The sequence below is a fragment of the Peptostreptococcus porci genome, from assembly GCF_009695815.1.
In the GTDB taxonomy this organism is placed as follows: domain Bacteria; phylum Bacillota; class Clostridia; order Peptostreptococcales; family Peptostreptococcaceae; genus Peptostreptococcus; species Peptostreptococcus porci.
Window position 1 is genome coordinate 230,506 of record NZ_VUNE01000004.1, and the last position, 19,576, is coordinate 250,081.

Below are 19,576 nucleotides of genomic sequence, written 5' to 3' on the forward strand. Positions count from 1 at the left end.
TTAAGGAGGTTATTTATGAATTCCACACCTTTGGCAAATAGAGTACATATTTCTTTTTTTGGAAAAACCAACACAGGTAAATCGTCAGTTGTAAACACTCTTTTGAAGCAGGATATAGCAATAGTGTCAGATGTTGCAGGGACTACTACTGATATAGTGTACAAAACGACTGAAATAAATAAAATAGGTGCCTGTGTTATCATTGATACTCCAGGATTTGATGATGTATCAATACTTGGAGAAAAAAGGATAAAATTGACAGAGAAAGCTATTAGAAAAACCGATATAGCAGTTTTGCTGATATGTGATGATGATTTTGTCGAAGAAAAAAAATGGGTAAATAAGTTCAGCGAAAATTCAATACCATTTATTATAGCTATCAATAAAGTCGACGTCTTTGACCATTCGTATATCGCCTACTTGGAGAAGAAAATAGAGGAAAATTTCGACCAAAACCCTATTGTTGTCAGTGCAAAGGATGGAGAAGGAATAGATTATTTGTATGAAAAAATAGCTTCTATAGGTGAAAATCTGGTTGAAGAAACGACTTTATGTGCACATTTGGTTTCAAAAGACGATTTGGTGTTGCTGGTTATGCCTCAAGATATTCAGGCACCGAGAGGAAGACTTATACTTCCACAGGTTCAAATGATTAGAGATTTATTGGACAATAAATGTATGGTAATATGTATAAATTCAGATCAAATCGACGAAGTAATATCCATTTTAAATAAAGAGCCTAGACTTATCATTACAGATTCTCAGGTCGTAGATAAAATTTATGAAAAAAAACCAAAAAACACAATTATTACCACATTTTCAATACTATTTTCAAGATACAAGGGAGATATCGGTACTTTTATAGAAGGTGCAAAGGCTTTGGATTTTTTGGATAGTAAATCAAAGGTTTTGATTGCAGAATCATGTACACATAAGCCTCTGGAGGAGGATATAGGTAGAATAAAAATTCCAAGACTATTGAGAAATGTAATAGATAAAGACATTGGCATAGATATTTGTTCTGGAAATGACTTTCCTGACGATATTTCGAGGTATGATCTTATAATACATTGTGGAGCGTGTATGTTTAATAGGAAGCACGTTTTGTCTAGAATTAAAATTGCAAGGGATGCAGGTGTTCCAATTACAAACTATGGTATTGCAATAGCAAAATTGACTGGAGCATCCGAGCGAATAGATTTGTCTGGTGTATTGAAATAAATTAAAAAATTCTCCACAAAAAAAATAATCGTTGTTTAAACAACATACAAAGTCCTTTATTAATAATATAATGTACTCAAGATGTTATGAAAAATAAATTATTAGTATAAAAACAAAGAAATCGGAGGTACAGTTTATGAAGGATATTACAGCAAGTATGTTTTGTTATCAATGTCAAGAAACAGCAAAGGGAACAGGATGTACAAAAGTAGGAGTATGTGGGAAGAATCCAACAGTGGCAGCTTTGCAGGATTTATTGGTATATGTGACTAAGGGCATAGCCGAAGTCGTGGTAAAAGGAAATGTAGATGTTGCAGAAATTTCCAATATAAATAAAGAGGTTATTACAAGTCTTTTTATAACAATAACTAATGCAAATTTTGATGAAGCCGCAATTGAAAATCAGATAAATAAAATGATAGGAATTAGAAATGAATTGGCAAGAAAGGTCAATATTTCAAATCCTCATGATTCTGTTACTTTTGAAGTATCTAACAGAGAAGAAATGCTTGAAAAAGCAAAAAATGTAGGAGTACTATCTACTGAAAATGAAGATGTTAGATCTTTAAGAGAATTAAATATTTATGGATTAAAGGGAATGGCAGCATATGCTGAGCACGCATTAAACATAGGCTTGGAAGATAATTCTGTGTATGAATATACATACAAGGCATTGTCAAAAACATTGGATGATTCACTTAGCGTAGATGAATTGGTTGCATTGACATTAGAAACTGGTGAGTATGGTGTTAAGGTTATGGCGCTTTTGGATAATGCCAATACATCAAAGTATGGTAATCCTGAAATTACAACAGTTAATATTGGAACAAGAAACAATCCAGCTATTTTGATTTCTGGACATGACTTGACAGATTTGGAACAACTGTTAGAACAGACAAAGGGTACTGGTGTGGATGTTTATACACATGGAGAAATGTTGCCAGCTCATTATTATCCAGCTTTTAAGAAATATGATAACTTTGTTGGAAATTATGGAAATGCTTGGTGGCAGCAAACGACTGAATTTGTTACATTTAATGGACCTATTTTATTTACAACAAACTGTATAGTTCCTCCAAAGAGTGAAGAAGTAAGAAATAGAATATTTACAACAGGTGCATCCGGTTATCCTGGATGTCAACATATTGTAGCTGATGAAGACGGAAAAAAAGATTTCTCTGCTATTATAGAGATGGCTAAGACATTGCCAGCTCCACAGGAAATCGAATCAGGAAGCATTGTTGGTGGATTTGCTCACAATCAGGTAATAGAACTGGCTGATCAAGTTGTCGATGCTGTTAAGACTGGTGCAATCAAGAAGTTCTTTGTAATGGGTGGTTGCGATGGTAGAATGAAAGGTAGAAGCTACTACACAGAATTTGCTGAAAAATTGCCAAAGGATACAGTAATATTGACTGCTGGTTGTGCAAAATATAGATATAATAAACTAAATTTAGGTGATATTAACGGTATACCGAGAGTTTTAGATGCAGGTCAGTGTAATGACTCATATTCACTAGCTGTAATAGCATTAAAGCTTAAAGAGGTATTTGGTTTAGAAGATATAAACGAATTGCCAATCGTATACAATATAGCTTGGTATGAACAAAAGGCTGTGATAGTTCTTTTAGCATTATTGTACCTGGGTGTTAAGAATATTCATCTTGGACCAACACTTCCAGGATTCCTGTCAGCTAATGTTGCAAATGTATTGGTTGAAAACTTTGGAATAGCAGGAATTGGAACAGCAGATGAAGATTTGGTTAAGTTTTTAGGATAGTATATTTGTAAATATTTTAAATATTATGTATAATAGCTGGAGATTACTCTCCAGCTATTTCTTTATATACTTTTTTGTCTTATATTAATTAACATAAAACAAAAAAGTATATAAAGAAATTGAATAAAAATTCAAAAAATGATATAATAAATGCGATATATGCATATATTGTATTAAGGGGGGAGATTATAATGTATAATGTATCAAATTATTTTGAACAATTGCAAAATTATGATTATATCAATATGTTTGGTTGTCTGTTTAATACAGAGTTTAAAAACTATTTTTATGAGTTTGGAACAGGCAAGGTCATTGAATCTTATGACGGTTCTTATTTTTTTCAGCGTTATTTAGACAGTATGTCGTGTCAATAGCATTTTTTATATAAGGAGATGTTTTTATGATTACAGGAAAAAATATTAAAATTAAATATGGAGATAGAGTAATTTTAGATGATATCGATTTTGAAATCAATAAAGGGATAAATGGTTTTTTGGGAGCAAATGGAGTAGGAAAAACAACGCTTTTTAAGTTAATTATTGGTGAATTAAAGCCGTTTTCAGGCGAGATAAAAATAGTTGGAGCTGATAGAGATATTATCATAGGATATCTTCCGCAAAATTTTAAAGGATATCCAGAAATGAGTGTAAAAGAATTTTTATACTATATTGCCGAATTAAAAATGGAATTAAAAAAAATTAAGAAAAGTGTAATAAAAAAAGAAGTGGAAGATAAAATAGAAATATTTTCGCTGAATGGACTTGAGAAAGTAAAGCTAAAAAAATTGTCAGGTGGGCAGTTAAGAAGAGTTGGGTTGGCTCAAGCAACTTTATTTGATCCATATATAATCATTTTGGATGAACCAACGACAGGCTTGGATCCTAAAGAGAGGGTAAAATTTAGAAGATATCTAACTAGCTTGTCTGAACATAGTATTGTTTTATTGTCTACTCATATCGTTTCAGACTTGCAGGATTCGTCCAATAAAATATTTATTTTAAAGGATGGAAAGATAATAATTCAAGGTGAAGAAAATGATATTTTAGATAAATATCCAATGAAAGCATATAAATATTATGCCAAAGATATTAATTCTGCAGAAGATATTGATTCAAAATTTCTTGTATCCAATATGCATAAATGTGATGCAGGCTATGAACTTAGAATTATTTCGAACAACAAGCCATTGGATGACGCAGTTGAGGATAGATTAAAATTGGAAGATATATATTATGTGAATTTTAGTGAGGATGTAGAAAATGAAATATGAAATCAAAAAAATATTTAGTAGTTCCAGTTTTTTTGTTGTGATGGTATTAATATTTATTTTGTCTATAGTTTCTCCTGTTTTGACTATAAAAAATTATGAGACTTTAGACAAAAATGGTAATCTTATTCATGGAACAGAAGCAATTAAATATGAAAAGCAGAATATGTCCAGATTTGAGGTATTGGATTCAAATTTATTAAATTCAGCATTGAACTATTTTAAAAAAAATGATAACGAAGATGTTTATTCAAATATGGAGGATAAGTACCCAGGAATACTTTCTTTATTAATAATGGCATATTCTCCACCAAAGATATTTGATAAAGATAATTTGAAAAAGATTACTAATGCAGATGATTTTTATGATAAGAGAGTAGAAGTGGTTGAGGGTCATCTTAACTTGTATTATAGTGTAAAAATGTTTGATGATTGGGAAAAAAAGGATATTTTGAAATATGCCAAAGCATTAAAAACTCCAATTAAATATGGTTTCCATGAAGGATGGATAAGGTTATTTGAAAATATACGAGCAATAACGATTGTAGTAATGATTTTGGCAATATTAATGTCTTCACAAATATTTACTTATGAATCTGAAACTGGGATGTCAGAAGTATTGCAGTCGTTCAAAGGCAAAGTCTTAAAAAAAGTAGTTAATAATAAAATAAAATCTGTATACCTTATTTTGTTTATTGTATATACTATTTTGGTTTGGGGGATATTTATAGCTTTTAATAAATATTTCTATCTGGATTATGAATTGCCAATTCAAATTTCAAGTGCGTATTTATTATCAATTCATAATTATAGCTTTTTTGAGTCTTTTGTGTACCAATATATATCTGGCTTAACATCTATACTGTCTATTTCTACTATTTCAATGATTGTAAATAGGCATTGCAAAAAGTCAATAACATCATTGGTATATAACGTACTTATAACTGCTACTCAGGTATTAGCCCCAATGATTGATAAGTTGCCATTTTTCATAAGGAAATTTGCTGGTATTCTTCCAGCCAATGGAGCTTTATTTAATTTTAATTTAATCTCTCAGCAGGTTTATAACTGGTTTGGTATACACACATTAAAAATATTTAGTATCTGCATTTTGAATGTAGTTATTATTTGTACGGGACTACTTATTTTGAATTTTACAAAAAGGAAGGCGTAATACATGAATTCTATAATTAATATTTCTTTGTCAATTTGATATAACTTTATTTGTTGATACAGAAATGTATTTTTGTTGATATCCTAAATTAATTAATTGTAGATAGTTTTACATTTATTAATAAAGTGTTGTATAATAGTACCTATACATTGAAGTTTTAATGGAGGTGTTTATGGAAGAATCAATAGAAAAGCAGACGAGTATAATGAACAAGTATATGGGTGTATTTGTAGATAAAATACCATCGATAATCGTCGCCATTATTACGATAATTATAGGTATAATAATTGCAAAAATTGTAAAAAAAATATTGAATAAGGCTCTATCAAAATACAAAAGTAGCACTGGTTTGGTAGGGTTTATGATAAACTTTGTACAATTTATAATAATTATATTTGCGTTTATGCAAGCATTGGGCGGTCTTGGTGTGAATACTACTTCTTTGGCGGCTATGCTGGGAGCGGCTGGATTCAGTATAGGTTTGGCATTTAAGGAAGTGCTGTCAAACTTTGGCTCTAGCATGATTATTCTGTTTTTTAAGCCGTTTGATGTTGGAGATTATATAAAGTGTGAAGAAAATGAGGGAACTGTGGAAAGTATACAAATTTTTTCCACTACATTAAAGACTGTTGATAATAAACATATTATTTTGCCGAATTTCCAATTGACTACAAATCCAGTCATAAATTACACTTCTCAAAATGTAAGAAGGATTGATTTCGTCTTTTATGTAGATTATAATACAGAAATAAAAGACTTGTATTCCATAGCAAATAGTATTTTCGAGTATGAAAAGAGGATATTGAGCAGTCCGGAGCCATTAATCGGTGTTGATTCTATGAATAATAATATGATAAAATTTATTGCAAAGCCTTGGGTCAAAACAGACGATTATTGGAATACTTACTACAGTCTTATGGAAAAATTCAAAAAAGAATTTGACAACAATGGAATAAAAATGGCAAATGTAAATATTATGACACAGTTATAGGATTAAAAAGTAAATACTAAGCAGTATGCTCGTATAAAAGTATTTTTGCTTTTTAGTTGAACAGGAGGTTTAATTATGAAGAAATTGTATGGAAGCTATCTTTGTCCGGATTGTCCGCCAGTTATAGAATTTTTACAAAACAATAATATTGACTTTGAATTTGTAAATATAACGGATTCTATATCAAACCTAAAGGAGTTTTTGTATCTAAGGGATAACGAAGATGCTTTTGATGATATAAAAAAGGAAAATTTTGTAGGAATACCGTGTTTGGTTGATAATGGAAAAATATATTTTCAAGACGAAATATTAAATGGTAAATTATAATAAATGGAGGGGATGATATGCCACAGTTGATTTTTAAAGGTGTAAAGAAAAATGATGTAAAGGAGATTAGCAATTCCTTGCCTTATAGGTTGGCAGAAATAAGTGATACTCCTGTTGACTATTTTACAATCGAAGTACCTGAAACAATGTATTTCTTTGACGGAAAAGAATTTGAAATGTACCCACTGATAGAGGTTATTCAGTTTGACAGAGGGGTTGAGATAGAAGAAAAAATGGCAAAAGAAATCCAAAATCATGTTAAAAAATTCGATTACAGTGAGTGTGAGGTATATTTTACACATATAGAGAAAGAAAACTATTATGAATAAATTATACACAGTATAGTGTGGTACGAAGTATTGTGAATTTTTATTTATTAGGAAGTGATTAAGGTATGAATGAAAGAACAAAGGAAATAGTAATGGTTAGCTATAAAGGTATTTTGGCTAATATTTTGCTAGTTGTATTTAAAGCTATTGTGGGTATTATTGCAAATTCAATCTCTGTTATATTGGATGCTGTAAATAATCTAAGTGATGTTTTGTCCTCTGTAATTACTATTATTGGTACTAGAATAGCAAATAGAGATGCGGATAAGAAGCATCCATTTGGTCATGGTAGAGTGGAATATATAACATCATCGTTGATTGCAATAATTGTTTTAAGTGCCGGGTTTCTGTCAATGAAGGAATCTGTGTCAAAGATTATTCACCCATCGGAGACAAAATTTTCCACTGTAACAATAGTAGTAATTATAGCGGGTATCATTACAAAGTATTTTTTGGGAAAATATTTCAAAAAAAAGGGCGATGAGCTTAAATCAGGTGCTCTTTCGGCTTCTGGTGCAGACGCATCCTTTGATGCAATTATCTCAACTGGAACTTTGGTGTCGGCAATGTTTAGTATTTTCTTCAAAATAAACATTGAGGGATTTTTGGGTGCAGTTATTTCAATTTTTATATTGAAGGCAGGATATGAGATAATGCAGGATACATTGAGCAATATCATTGGAGTAAGAATAGATGACGATTTATCAATAGAGGTTAAAAATTATGTAAATTCTTTTCCAGAGGTTATAGGTGCGTATGATTTGATCTTGCATAGCTATGGTCCGGAGGAATTGATTGGATCTATACATATAGAGGTTGATGATTTCTTGACAGCAAAAGATATTGATAGATTATCGAGAAAAATTATGGTAGGTGCATATAACAAGCTTGGGGTAATATTGACCATAGGGATATATGCCACGAATGTCAAGGATGAATATTCTAAGGCTATAAAGAACTCTGTTTATGAAGAGATATCAAAGTATAATTCCGTATTACAAATGCATGGTTTTTATGTGGAGGAAAGTGAAAAACTGGTGCACTTTGATATTATTATTGATTTTGACGAAAAAAACCAGCATGGGCTGGTTTATAGAATCACTGAAAATTTAAATAAGGTGTATCCAGATATCGAATTTGTTATCAATATCGATAGAGATTACAGTGAATAATATGAAATATTTAAATGGCTTTTTCGTGTGTTAAAAGCCATTTTTTTATGTCAATTCCACCAGCATAGCCAGTCAAATTTCCATTTTTTCCGATAACTCTATGACAAGGTATTATTATTCCTATGGGATTGTGTCCAACGGCTTGCCCAACCGCTTGAGCAGACATTGACTTAATACCTCTAATATCAGCTATACGTTTTGCTATTTCTCCATATGATATAGTTTCTCCATAAGGGATTTCACACAGTATTTTCCAAACCTCTTGTCTAAACTCTCCACCATGCGGATTAAGTTTTAGCTCACAAGCCTCAGGCTTCTCTCCTTTAAAGTACCTATCTAGCCAATTTTTTGTTTTTTTCAATATTTCATCACAGTCATTCTTTTCAATTGAATATTTAGCATTCATCAAATCTGAACCGAAATATTTTTGTTCTCTTATCCATAGTCCTATCAGAGCATTTCCGTCACTCAATAAAGTCAATTCCCCTATGGGAGATACGTATTTTGTGTAGTAGTACATAGTCTTTCTCCCTTCTTATATTTTTGCTTCAACAATATATCAAATCTATTTCTAGTATATAAAATTAATATATAATAAAAAAACAAAAAAATCAAATTTAATATTGTATTATTAGATTCATTATATTAAAATTATATAATACTTATATCAATAAATTAAAAGTTTTAAAGATTATGAAATAATCATTAATATTTTAAATTGTAAGATAGTGTATAGTATTGTTTGTTGATATAGTGTGTAGTATGTAGTAAGGATATAAATTAATGATGAGTAATAAAAAAATATGCTTTTGTTCATCATCTGGAGGGCATTTTGAACAATTAATGATGATGAGGCCACTTATGGAAAAATATGACGGCTTTATAATAACAGAGAAAATAGAAGGCAACAATGAAGATATCGGAGTTAAAACATATTATTTACCTCAAATAAATAGATTGGAAAAATTATTTTTTATAAAATTAATTTTAATATTTTTAAAATCGATATACATTTATGTCATGGAAAGACCTCAGGTTACCATAAGTACAGGTGTTTTGGCGACGATTCCGTTCTGCTTGCTCTCAAAGCTTTTTGGTACAAAAATTATTTATATAGAGTCGTTTGCAAAGATAAATACACCTACGAAAACTGGAAATTTACTATATAGATATGCAGACAGGTTTTACGTACAGTGGGAAAGTATGTTGGAAATCTATCCAAATGCTATATATAAAGGTAGGCTATATTAGTAAAGAGGTGTTTGTTAGATGATTTTTGTGATTTTAGGTACTCAAAAGCATCAATTTGATAGGTTGTTGAAACAAATTGATATATTAGTAGAAAAAAAGGTTATCCGGGATGAGGTATTTGCTCAGATAGGAAATAGTAGCTATACTCCAGTGAACTACGGCTTTAAAAGGTTTTTATCAAAATTGGAATTTGACGAGATAATAAAAAAGTTATCATTGGTACTGACACATGCTGGAACTGGAAGCATTATGACGGCTTTAAAATATGAAAAGATTGTTATAGCAGTTCCTAGACTGTCGAAATATAATGAGCATGTCGACGATCATCAAATTCAGATTATTGATCAGCTTGGTGATATGGGAGTAATAATACCGTGTCGAGAATTAGAAAATCTAGAGGAGGTATACCTTAATTCTCAAAAGGATGTATTAAAAAAATATGTGTCAAATAGAGATGAAATGATAGATGACATTGATAAATTCATTTGCGATTTGTTTTCCTTGTAGGTGTATCAGCTTTGAAAGTTTGATACTGATTGTAGGCGATTGAATGATATGGATATCAATGTCATATAAATTATAAATAGGTATTAATAGGTGGTATTTTGAAAAATAATAGAAAAAAAAGAGTGATTCAAATAGGTCCAAGCATTTACCATGCCAATGGTGGAATGTCTACTGTTATAAATGATTTGTACGATAGTGATATATTGAATGAAAAATATGAAATTGATGTTCATGCTTCCTATATAGACGGATTCATTTTTAAAAGGCTTCTCTTTTCCATAGTTTCATTTATAAAGTTTGCCTTTGAGTATAGAAAATACGATATTTTTCATATTCATTTGGCTTGCAATGGATCAACTTTCAGAAAAAGGATTTATGTGGATTTTTTGAAGAAAAGAAACAAAAAGGTTGTTCTTCATGTTCATGGTGCGGAATACAAGGTTTTTTACAATTCACTAAATCAAAAAAAGAAAAAAATAGTTGAAAATATGTTCAATAAGGTGGACAAGGTGATTGTCCTATCAGATACATGGAAGGAATACTTTGCTGGAATATTTCCATATTCCAAAATAGAAGTCGTTAACAACGGTATAAATATAGATAAATATGACGACATATATCCGAATTGTAAGAACAAGCACAGCTTTCTCTTCTTGGGAAGGCTATCAAATAGAAAGGGTGTATATGATTTGATTGATGCGATAGAAATATCGGTGAAATCAAATCCTACGATTCATTTTTTTCTTGCTGGAGATGGTGATGTTGATAAGGTAAGGAACATAGTTAAAAATAGGAATTTATCTAATAATATAACTGTCACTGGATGGATTTCAAAGGATGAAAAAATAGAATACTTGAGAAGATGTCAGACATTGGTTTTGCCTTCATATAACGAGGGTTTGCCAATGGCTATTTTGGAAGCTATGGCATCGAGAAAAATGATTATTAGTACATCTGTTGGAGCTATTCCTGAGGTTATAAAAAACGACATTAATGGAATAATTGTCGAGCCGGGAAATATAGATCAGCTAGTCAATGCTATTGTGTATGCTTCCAATAATTTTGATATTTCGAAGGAGATTGGAAATAACAATAATGTATTGGCAAAAAAAATGTATAGCAGGGAAGTAATGCATGGCAAAATAGGGCTTATTTATGAGGAGCTTGGCGATTGATTCGCTCACTTGTTATTGATAGGTAGTGAGATGTTTTTTAGGAGATTGGTATGAACAAAAAATCTATAAAAGTAAATTTTATGATGAATAGTATTCTCTCTGTGTCATCATTTATATTTCCACTAATTACTTTTCCGTATGTCTCTAGAATATTGATGCCTAGTGGAACAGGAGTGGTAAACTTCGCCAATTCTATTATTAATTATGTTTTGACATTTTCTATGCTTGGAATACCTCTTTATGGTGTCAAGGCTTGTGCAATAGATAAAATTGATAAGAAAAAGCTATCCAATACAGTTATTGAGTTGCTGATATTAAATATTATAGTGGGAACAATTAGTATGTTTGTATTGTTAGTAATGACATTTTGTATTGGCGAATTCAGAAGCAATTGGAAAATCATTGGCATCATGTCCATGATAATACCTCTTAATATCTTGGGGGTAGAGTGGTTTTATAGAGCTATGGAAGAATATTACTATATTTCTATAAGAAATATAATATTTAAGTTCATCGGAGTTATACTGATGTTCACATTTGTTCATAGCAGGGAGGACTACCTGAAATATGCAGTCACTATTGTCATTGCAGGGTCGGGATCTTATTTACTGAACTTTGTGAAATTAAAAAAATATGTGGAGTTTGGCGGATTTTCAAACTTAGATTTGAAGAGGCATATTAAGCCAGTTTTATCATTTTTTTTGCTATCAGTATCATGGATGATTTATTCCAATACAGATGTAATAATGCTTGGACTTATGAAGGGCGATGAGGCTGTTGGATATTATTCCGCGGCTTTAAGGATAAAGTCGATTATCTTGGGTATAGTATCTGCGTTAAGTGCGGTACTGATGCCTAGAGTGGTTAATTTTTTCGCTGATAAGAAGTATGATGAAGCCTATAGGATGATTAGAAAAAATTCATCCTTTGTATTATTATCATCACTTTATTTTATTGTTTATATAATTATTAATGCAAGAGAAATAATAAATCTGTTGGCTGGAGATGGGTTCCTACCAGCTATAAATGTTATACAGGTGACTATTATTTCAGTTTTATTGGTTGGATTTTCTTCTCTATTTGGAACAAATGTTTTGGTTTCAATTGGAAAGGAAAAAGTAACAGTCGTTGCATCGTTTGTGGGAATTGCAGTCAATATTTTATTGAATTTTTTATTAATACCGAAGCAAGCCGCCTTAGGTGCAGGTGTTGCAACCGTTGTTGGTGAATTTTGCATAATAATATGTGAGGTATTATGGCTTGGAAGATGCGTGCTAAAATGCTTTAATCTGAGCAATTTTGTAAAAATAATAATTTCATCGACTCTATCTACCATTGCTCTAATAGCAGTAAAGGCTGTGATGAAAAGCTATTTGCTCACAAATAATATGTTTAGCCTATTTGTTTATATAACAGCTTCAGGAGCTATTTATACAGCTATATATATTTTGACCTTGTATTTTCAAAAGGAAGAAATAGTTTGGACGAATTGTAGACAAATTGCTAATAGATTAGCCAATAGTGTAAGAAATGTGTAGAGGTGAATATTTATGATACCTAAAAAAATTCATTATGTATGGGTTGGTAAGAATGAAAAGACAGAGTTGGTACGGAGATGTATTGATTCTTGGAGAAAATATATGCCAGAATACGAAATAGTAGAATGGAATGAAGAAAATTTTGACGTCAATAGCTGTAGGTATTCAAAAGAAGCATACGATAGTGGCAAGTGGGCGTTTGTATCGGATTATATGAGATTTAAGATATTGAGCCAGTATGGTGGAATATATTTTGATACTGATGTGGAGCTTTTAAAAGCAATTCCAGAGAGTATTTTATCTAATAGAGCATTTACAGGTATGGAATTTGGAGGCAAGATAAGTCCCGGATTGGTATATGGATGTCATTCAAATGACAAGATCGCCATGTATATGTCCGACACATATGAAAGCATGGTGTTTGATTCCGACAATCCAGTTACAGTCAACTATATCATAACAGCAAAGCTTGAAACAATGGGGTTTGAAGGCAAAAATGAGCTACAGGTAATAGATGGTTTGGCTGTTTATCCAGATGAATTTTTTTGTGGGTTTGACTTGGATGTTCACGAAATATGTAAGACCCATAACACGATAAGCGTACATCATTATAGTGGCTCATGGACAAAAAATACCTTTAAGAAAAGATTGAGGTATGTGTTGAAGAAGCTTATGGGAGTTGAGAGATTTAGAAGCTTGTTATTATTAAAAAGAGGAATAAAGAATGTTTTTTTGACAACAAAAAATAGTTTGACTTCTGAGACAAATGAAAATTCATATACTGAGTTTGACAAATCTTGTCTTGAAGGAGTGAATAAAAATAGAATAACGTTATTTGATGTGGCAGTTTTTTTGATTACATTAAAGATAATAACGTCCGTAACAGTATATTTTTCATTTCCAAAAAGGTTGCAGGATATAATGATGATTATTTCGTATTTATTTATTTTTTTACATATTGTTTCAAAAAAATATAACATTAAAACGATACTTTGGATTTTTCTAGTTACTATTTTGATGTTATATAGTAGCTATAAAATGAAAAATATGTATTATTTGGCGACGTGGGGCATTTTTGTTGGAACGATAAATTACGATTTGAGGCGAGTAGTAGCTGTGATGTTTTTTACGATTCTGTCGGTTTTTATAGCCGTAAGTATTTTCTCGCTAATCGTCTATTTACTGGGATACGACAAGGATATATTGATAAATATTAGGAGAGGCGACGTAAGGTCATTTATGTTTGGCTTTGTACATTCAAATATGTTCTCTATAACGCTGTCTAGTCTGTGTCTGATGTATATTTGGATTATTAGAAATAATATCAAGCTTTACCATATGCTGGTGTTGATTTTAATTCAAATTATAGGATTTCACTTTACAAAAACTAGGACCTCGATACTAATATTTTTATTTATATCGGCATTTGTCCTATTGAAGAATATATATTCGATAAAAGTACTTGGAGTAATACGATATTTATTTATTTTGATAGGTGTTGTTCACTTGTACCTGTCTAGACAATTTGTCTATGGAAATAAATTATCACTGATAGTGGATAGCATTATTACAGGTCGATTAAAATACGCTTCCTATGCGATGAATAATTTTGGATTTACAATGCTTGGAAAATATTTAGATACAGCAATGGTGTGGGATGAAGTATGGAGGCTTAACAGCTTTACCTTTGACTCAGCCTACTCTTTTATTTTTTTTAATGCAGGAGTAATTTGGTTTATTATTATTTCTATCGCAATGATTAAGCTGATAAGTAGACTTGATAAGATTGAAATAATATTAATGATGGCATGGATTTTGTATTCAATTACAGAAACAGATACGTTGATAGCTCAATTTGGTTTTCAGCTCCTATTCTTTTGCAGAATGTTTGATTCTAAGAAAATGGATGAGAAAATTCCGAAGAGCTGTTAAGTGGTTTTGAGAGGTAGTTATATGAAAGTGATGTTCACTGTGATTTGTACGGTATATAATGCCGAAATGTATATAAAAGAATGTATTGAGAGTGTCATAAATCAGTCCTATGGAAACTTTGAATTGATTATTGTAGATGATGGCTCTACTGACAATTCATTGAGATTGTGTCGTGAATTTGAGAGAAAAGACGAGAGAATACGAATTTACAGACAAGAAAATAATGGCGTTTCCTCAGCTAGAAATCTAGGTATTGAATCATCAAATGGTGATTATATTATCTTTTTAGATTCTGATGATTTTTTGGATTTGAATTATCTTGAGAGCATATATAGAAATATTGAAAAAGATAAAAAGCTTTATGTAACCGAGTTGACGAAAGTTTTGGACGATGGTAGCAGAATTACAAACGATAAAAAATTATTTATAAAGGATTTTGAAACAGAGGAGCTAATATTTTCACTTTTATTTGGAGAAAGTAAATTTGAAGAAAAATATTATCTGGGAAAGAATATGCGAGCAATTGGTGGAAAGGTGTTTCAAAGAAATGTAATTGTAGACAATTGCATTAGATTTGATGAAGCTCTGTATATTGGCGAGGATGCAGTATTCATTCTGGAATATATTTGCAGTATAAGTAAAGAGAATATAGGTGTCATAAATTGTGAGGGCTATTTCTATAGGATAGTTGATAATTCAAGTGTGAGAAGATATAAACCAGATTTACTGGAGCAGCTAATCCTACAGAGAAAAATAATGTATCCAATTTTAAGTCGATACAATATACCTATTGCTGCATATACTATTGCAGATCTGTTTGACTTGATTTCCAACGATATTAAGGGAGTTAAGATGGGTGAAATTCAATTTAGAAATTTGCTTGATTCAGCCCTAATATGGCTAAAAAATTATGGAAACACAGGTGGTATCGAAAATGAAAATTTTGTATCCAATGATACGCTGGATACAAAGATAAGAATAATCTTGTTTTTTTGGGGAAGAGTATCTCATAGAAGCATTTGTGTTCTAGCTTATCTGATTTTGATGCTTCGTGGAATAATAAGAAGGATTAGATTCAAAAATCGGGTTGAATTTTAGCCGAAGTTTATTGGTGCATAATGGTGAATTATTAGTTAATGACTTAATGGTCAAAAGGAGATAATAATGAAATTGGAAAATGAAATATATGTGATAGATATTTTGAACGGTGTAAAAAAGCACTTAAAATTTATTATTCTATTCACAATTGTTTGTATGGGAATATCTATATTTGTAAATAAATTTGTAGTAACACCGGAGTATAATGCCATTACTACGATGATTATTGGTAAAACAAAGGGTGCTGAAAGTGATAAAAATATTGAATACAATGACTTAATGGTCAACCAGAAGCTAGTTACGACTTATAGTGAGATAATCAAATCAAAAATGATAGAAGAGCAGGTTATAAAAAACTTGAAGCTAGACCTTGAATACGAGCAGATGAAGAACATGGTAGAAGTGAATACTGTTAAAGAAACTGAAATAATACATATATCAGTCAATGATACTGACCCACAAAGAGCTATGAAGATAGCAAATGAAACTGCTGATGTGTTCAAGAAGGAAATAAAAAATATAATGAGTATAGATAATGTTATTATTTTGGAGGATGCTTCAAAGCCTAAGATGCCTGTAAATCCAAATGTTGTAAAGAATACTGCCTTAGTGGGAATAGTGGCATTTACGATATCTTGTATTTATGCAATATATAGGGAGTTGACGGACAGTACCTTTAGAAAACCAGAGGAACTGCAGGAAAGATATGGAATACCAGTTATAGGAATTATTCCAGATATGAAAAGAGGTAAGTAGTATGGCTAGGATAAAAAGAAAGAAAAATAGATATATAAGCGATCAAACTATTTTGGAAGAATCAATACGCACCCTTAGAACAAATTTATCTTTTTCTTCGGTTGATAAGGAGAATAAGGTGTTTTTGGTGACCTCATCCAAGCCAGAAGAAGGGAAATCGACTATTTCTGTGGGGTTGGCTAGGAGTATTGCTTTAAATGGAGAAAAAGTTTTGCTGATAGATTGTGACTTTAGAAATCCATCTATTAGTAAAATATCAAAGAATTATCATAAAGAGGGCTTGGTTGACTACTTGGTAAATGGCGTCGAGTTGAGAAATGTCAAGATAAAGGACGATATGGTATCGAATCTAGAGTTGATTTTGGCTGGTATAAAGCCGCCAAATCCATCTGAAATACTGGGAAGCAAGAAGTTTAAAACATTTATAGATGGTATAAAAAAGCATTACAGTTATGTGATAATAGATACTCCACCGGTTGGTGTACTAACTGATGCAGCGATTGTTTCAACAATGGTAGATGGAGTAGTGATGGTTGTATCCCAAAATAAAACGACAGATAGTGAACTGGATTTGGCTATGAAAAATTTAAAAAATGTGGGTGCAAATATAGTAGGATTTGTTTTTAATAAAGTGGATATCAAGAACATTGAAAGCTACGGATACGGCAAAGAATGATGATAAAGAGAGGAGGATAATATTGTGGAGATAGAGAAAAATAATAAGATTATAGATATACATTCTCATCTATTGCCAGGTGTTGACGATGGGGCTTCTTCGACTGACGAATCAGTGAAGATGATAGAAATGTACATAGAGAATGGATACGAGGGTGCAATATTGACTCCTCACTTTAGAGATAAATATAGAAAAAGTAAATCGGAATTAGAGCTAGCTTTCAATGAATTAAAGAATGAGATTAAACATAGAGATATAGAGTTTGAATTGTATTTGGGAAATGAAATCTATGCGGACGAATGTACTGTAAAGAATGTTAACTCAGGAAATATATGCACAATGGCTAACAGTAGATATGTTTTATTGGAATTTCCATTTCACAGCGAACCAGCATATGCAAATGAACTGATATTCGAGCTTAGAGCTAGCGGATATATTCCAATAATAGCTCATGTAGAGAGATATTCATACATTCATAGAAATGTAAAAATACCGTATGGATGGATTGAGAATGGCGCTTTGATACAGGTAAATATAGATTCGTTTTGTAGGTCTAAAAATGAACAGATATATAAAACTGCTGTTCATTTGTTAAAAAATGATATCATAGACTTTATTGCCACAGACTCACATTCATCAACGTGGAGAAGCCCAAATGTGAAAAATACGCTGGAAATGCTTTTAAAGATAAAGGGTGAAATGTGGTTTGAAGAGGTAATAGTCAACAATCCTCAAAAAATATTAAGAGATGAAGTGATTACACGTGATTTATTTGAAATGTCATTATATGACAATGGTTTAAATGGTAGAAGTTTGTTGAAAAGAATATTGAGAAAATTTGGTTTTTAAGTGTAAAAGGCTGTTGCTTTAGCTTGATGATATATTTATTATGCTTGGAAATTAAATATCAACATTTAAAATATTTGGAGTTAGAAAATGTTTGAAAGAAATGAAAATGGAATTTTGAAAAATAGTATCTATCTGTATGGAGATTTGATAGCATTGCAGATAGCTTTATATATAGCAGTGAATCTCAATGGAAGCATTGGAAGAATATCGATGACTGAAAGTTATTCAATGATATCTATAGGTATGAGTATAATTGCATTTGGAGTAGCTTTTTTTATCGAGAGTTATGTAGGAATTAGCAAGAGAGGATATTTTAGAGAGTTTGTAAGCACGACAAAGTTTACATTTCAAACTTTCTTTATACTTATATCGTTCTTTTTTATACTGAAAATCTCAGAATCTTTTTCTAGGTTTTTCGTTGGAATATGGTTTGTCACTGCTACTATATGCGTATATGCAATGCGTATGCTTGTCAAAAAGTTTTTGCGAAGGTATATCTATAGTGATAAAAAGAGAAGAAATCTACTGATTGTCGGTGATTCTGAAAATATTTTGCATAGCTATGATGTCAAAGCTGATTTTGATAATGAATATATAGTAGTTGGGATAGGCATTATGGATGATGTAGAGCTGAAGTATTGTGATGAGAGCGATGATACAAATATAATTATTGGGGAAAAAGAGATAATAAACTATTCTTTGAAAAACGAGGTTGATGAAGTTATTATCAACATTGATCGAGAATCGAATAGTGTAGCAGATTTGGTCGAAAAGCTTATATCTACAGGTATAACCGTACATTATAGTCTGGAATCAATAAAGAAAAGTTATGGAAATGTGGGTTATTCAAATATTGGTGAAACGAATTTTGTCACAATCTATTCAAATTCAATAAGTGAGAGAAATCTTTTTTTAAAGAGAATGTTGGATATTATTGGCTCGATAGTTGGCTTATTGATTACATTGATAATATCTATATTTATCGTTCCAATTATCAAAATCACGTCACCTGGACCGGTTGTATTTAAGCAAAAAAGAGTTGGCAAAAATGGAAGAATTTTTAATATATACAAATTTAGATCGATGTACGTCGACGCCGAGGAAAGAAAAAAAGATTTATTGAAGGACAATGAGATGAATGGATTTATGTTCAAAATGAAGGATGATCCAAGAATTACTCCTATTGGGAGGTTTATCAGAAAGACGAGTATAGATGAGCTACTTCAGTTTTTCAATGTATTAAAGGGAGATATGAGCCTTGTTGGAACGAGACCTCCGACATATGACGAATATTTGATGTATGATTTACACCATAAATCTAGATTGGCTATGAAGCCAGGAATTACTGGGATTTGGCAGGCCATGGGAAGAAGTGATATCACAGATTTTGAAGAGATTGTGAGATTGGATAGAAAATATATTATGGATTGGAATTTCGGATTGGATATAAAGCTGATTTTAATGACTATTGTCGTTGTATTCAGATCAAAGGGAGCAAAGTAGCTATTAATTTGTGAAGGTATTTTTTGGAAG

At 31.2% G+C, this 19,576-nt stretch carries 19 protein-coding genes; 18 read left to right on the forward strand and 1 reads right to left on the reverse strand.

What is annotated here, in order from left to right:
* Window positions 1-15 precede the first annotated feature (15 nt).
* The 8 genes from hydF (at window position 16) to FYJ71_RS08295 (ending at window position 8,261) form a co-directional block, all read left to right on the forward strand.
* Window positions 16-1,221, forward strand: coding sequence for a [FeFe] hydrogenase H-cluster maturation GTPase HydF (hydF, locus tag FYJ71_RS08260; protein ID WP_154538427.1), 1,206 nt, complete (start codon window positions 16-18; stop codon window positions 1,219-1,221).
* Window positions 1,222-1,357: 136 nt separating this feature from the next.
* Entirely contained in the window at window positions 1,358-3,001 is a 1,644-nt protein-coding gene (gene hcp / locus FYJ71_RS08265; protein WP_154538428.1) for a hydroxylamine reductase, read from the forward strand.
* A 400-nt stretch (window positions 3,002-3,401) separates the two neighbouring features.
* On the forward strand, window positions 3,402-4,271 hold the full coding sequence (locus FYJ71_RS08270) for an ATP-binding cassette domain-containing protein (protein ID WP_154538429.1): 870 nt from the start codon (window positions 3,402-3,404) through the stop codon (window positions 4,269-4,271).
* Window positions 4,261-5,442: a hypothetical protein gene (locus FYJ71_RS08275; protein ID WP_154538430.1), complete on the forward strand. Its 1,182-nt coding sequence runs from the start codon at window positions 4,261-4,263 to the stop codon at window positions 5,440-5,442. The genes FYJ71_RS08270 and FYJ71_RS08275 overlap by 11 nt, the downstream gene beginning before the upstream one ends.
* A gap of 172 nt (window positions 5,443-5,614) precedes the next feature.
* A complete protein-coding gene (locus tag FYJ71_RS08280) occupies window positions 5,615-6,433 on the forward strand; it encodes a mechanosensitive ion channel family protein (protein WP_154538431.1) in 819 nt (272 codons plus the stop codon).
* 75 nt (window positions 6,434-6,508) lie between these two features.
* On the forward strand, window positions 6,509-6,760 hold the full coding sequence (locus FYJ71_RS08285; protein ID WP_154538432.1) for a glutaredoxin domain-containing protein: 252 nt from the start codon (window positions 6,509-6,511) through the stop codon (window positions 6,758-6,760).
* A 17-nt stretch (window positions 6,761-6,777) separates the two neighbouring features.
* Complete coding sequence (locus tag FYJ71_RS08290) at window positions 6,778-7,089, forward strand: DUF1904 family protein (RefSeq protein WP_154538433.1); 312 nt, start codon at window positions 6,778-6,780, stop codon at window positions 7,087-7,089.
* A 65-nt stretch (window positions 7,090-7,154) separates the two neighbouring features.
* Complete coding sequence (locus tag FYJ71_RS08295; RefSeq protein ID WP_154538434.1) at window positions 7,155-8,261, forward strand: cation diffusion facilitator family transporter; 1,107 nt, start codon at window positions 7,155-7,157, stop codon at window positions 8,259-8,261.
* Window positions 8,262-8,271: 10 nt separating this feature from the next.
* On the opposite strand, the gene FYJ71_RS08300 is transcribed toward FYJ71_RS08295, so the two are convergent.
* Window positions 8,272-8,781: a methylated-DNA--[protein]-cysteine S-methyltransferase gene (locus FYJ71_RS08300; protein ID WP_154538435.1), complete on the reverse strand. Its 510-nt coding sequence runs from the start codon at window positions 8,779-8,781 to the stop codon at window positions 8,272-8,274.
* Window positions 8,782-9,047: 266 nt separating this feature from the next.
* Here FYJ71_RS08300 and pssD point away from each other — a divergent pair, with 266 nt between their 5' ends.
* From pssD to FYJ71_RS08350, 10 genes are all read left to right on the forward strand, one after another.
* Window positions 9,048-9,512, forward strand: a complete 465-nt coding sequence (gene pssD / locus FYJ71_RS08305; protein ID WP_154538485.1) for a PssD/Cps14F family polysaccharide biosynthesis glycosyltransferase — start codon at window positions 9,048-9,050, stop codon at window positions 9,510-9,512.
* Window positions 9,513-9,530: 18 nt separating this feature from the next.
* The gene (pssE, locus tag FYJ71_RS08310) at window positions 9,531-10,019 is read left to right on the forward strand and encodes a PssE/Cps14G family polysaccharide biosynthesis glycosyltransferase (RefSeq protein ID WP_154538436.1); all 489 of its coding nucleotides are present in this window, start codon (window positions 9,531-9,533) and stop codon (window positions 10,017-10,019) included.
* 98 nt (window positions 10,020-10,117) lie between these two features.
* Window positions 10,118-11,194, forward strand: coding sequence for a glycosyltransferase family 4 protein (locus FYJ71_RS08315; protein WP_154538437.1), 1,077 nt, complete (start codon window positions 10,118-10,120; stop codon window positions 11,192-11,194).
* 50 nt (window positions 11,195-11,244) lie between these two features.
* Complete coding sequence (locus FYJ71_RS08320) at window positions 11,245-12,732, forward strand: flippase (protein ID WP_154538438.1); 1,488 nt, start codon at window positions 11,245-11,247, stop codon at window positions 12,730-12,732.
* Between the two features lie 12 nt (window positions 12,733-12,744).
* Window positions 12,745-14,664: a glycosyltransferase family 32 protein gene (locus tag FYJ71_RS08325; RefSeq protein ID WP_154538439.1), complete on the forward strand. Its 1,920-nt coding sequence runs from the start codon at window positions 12,745-12,747 to the stop codon at window positions 14,662-14,664.
* A 21-nt stretch (window positions 14,665-14,685) separates the two neighbouring features.
* Window positions 14,686-15,762 (forward strand): glycosyltransferase family 2 protein, encoded by a 1,077-nt coding sequence (locus FYJ71_RS08330; protein ID WP_154538440.1) that lies wholly within the window; start codon window positions 14,686-14,688, stop codon window positions 15,760-15,762.
* Between the two features lie 66 nt (window positions 15,763-15,828).
* Window positions 15,829-16,518, forward strand: a complete 690-nt coding sequence (locus FYJ71_RS08335) for a YveK family protein (RefSeq protein ID WP_154538441.1) — start codon at window positions 15,829-15,831, stop codon at window positions 16,516-16,518.
* Between the two features lies 1 nt (window position 16,519).
* On the forward strand, window positions 16,520-17,194 hold the full coding sequence (locus FYJ71_RS08340; protein WP_154538442.1) for a CpsD/CapB family tyrosine-protein kinase: 675 nt from the start codon (window positions 16,520-16,522) through the stop codon (window positions 17,192-17,194).
* Window positions 17,195-17,218: 24 nt separating this feature from the next.
* Complete coding sequence (locus FYJ71_RS08345) at window positions 17,219-18,043, forward strand: tyrosine-protein phosphatase (protein WP_154538443.1); 825 nt, start codon at window positions 17,219-17,221, stop codon at window positions 18,041-18,043.
* Window positions 18,044-18,130: 87 nt separating this feature from the next.
* On the forward strand, window positions 18,131-19,546 hold the full coding sequence (locus tag FYJ71_RS08350) for a sugar transferase (protein WP_154538444.1): 1,416 nt from the start codon (window positions 18,131-18,133) through the stop codon (window positions 19,544-19,546).
* Window positions 19,547-19,576 lie beyond the last annotated feature (30 nt).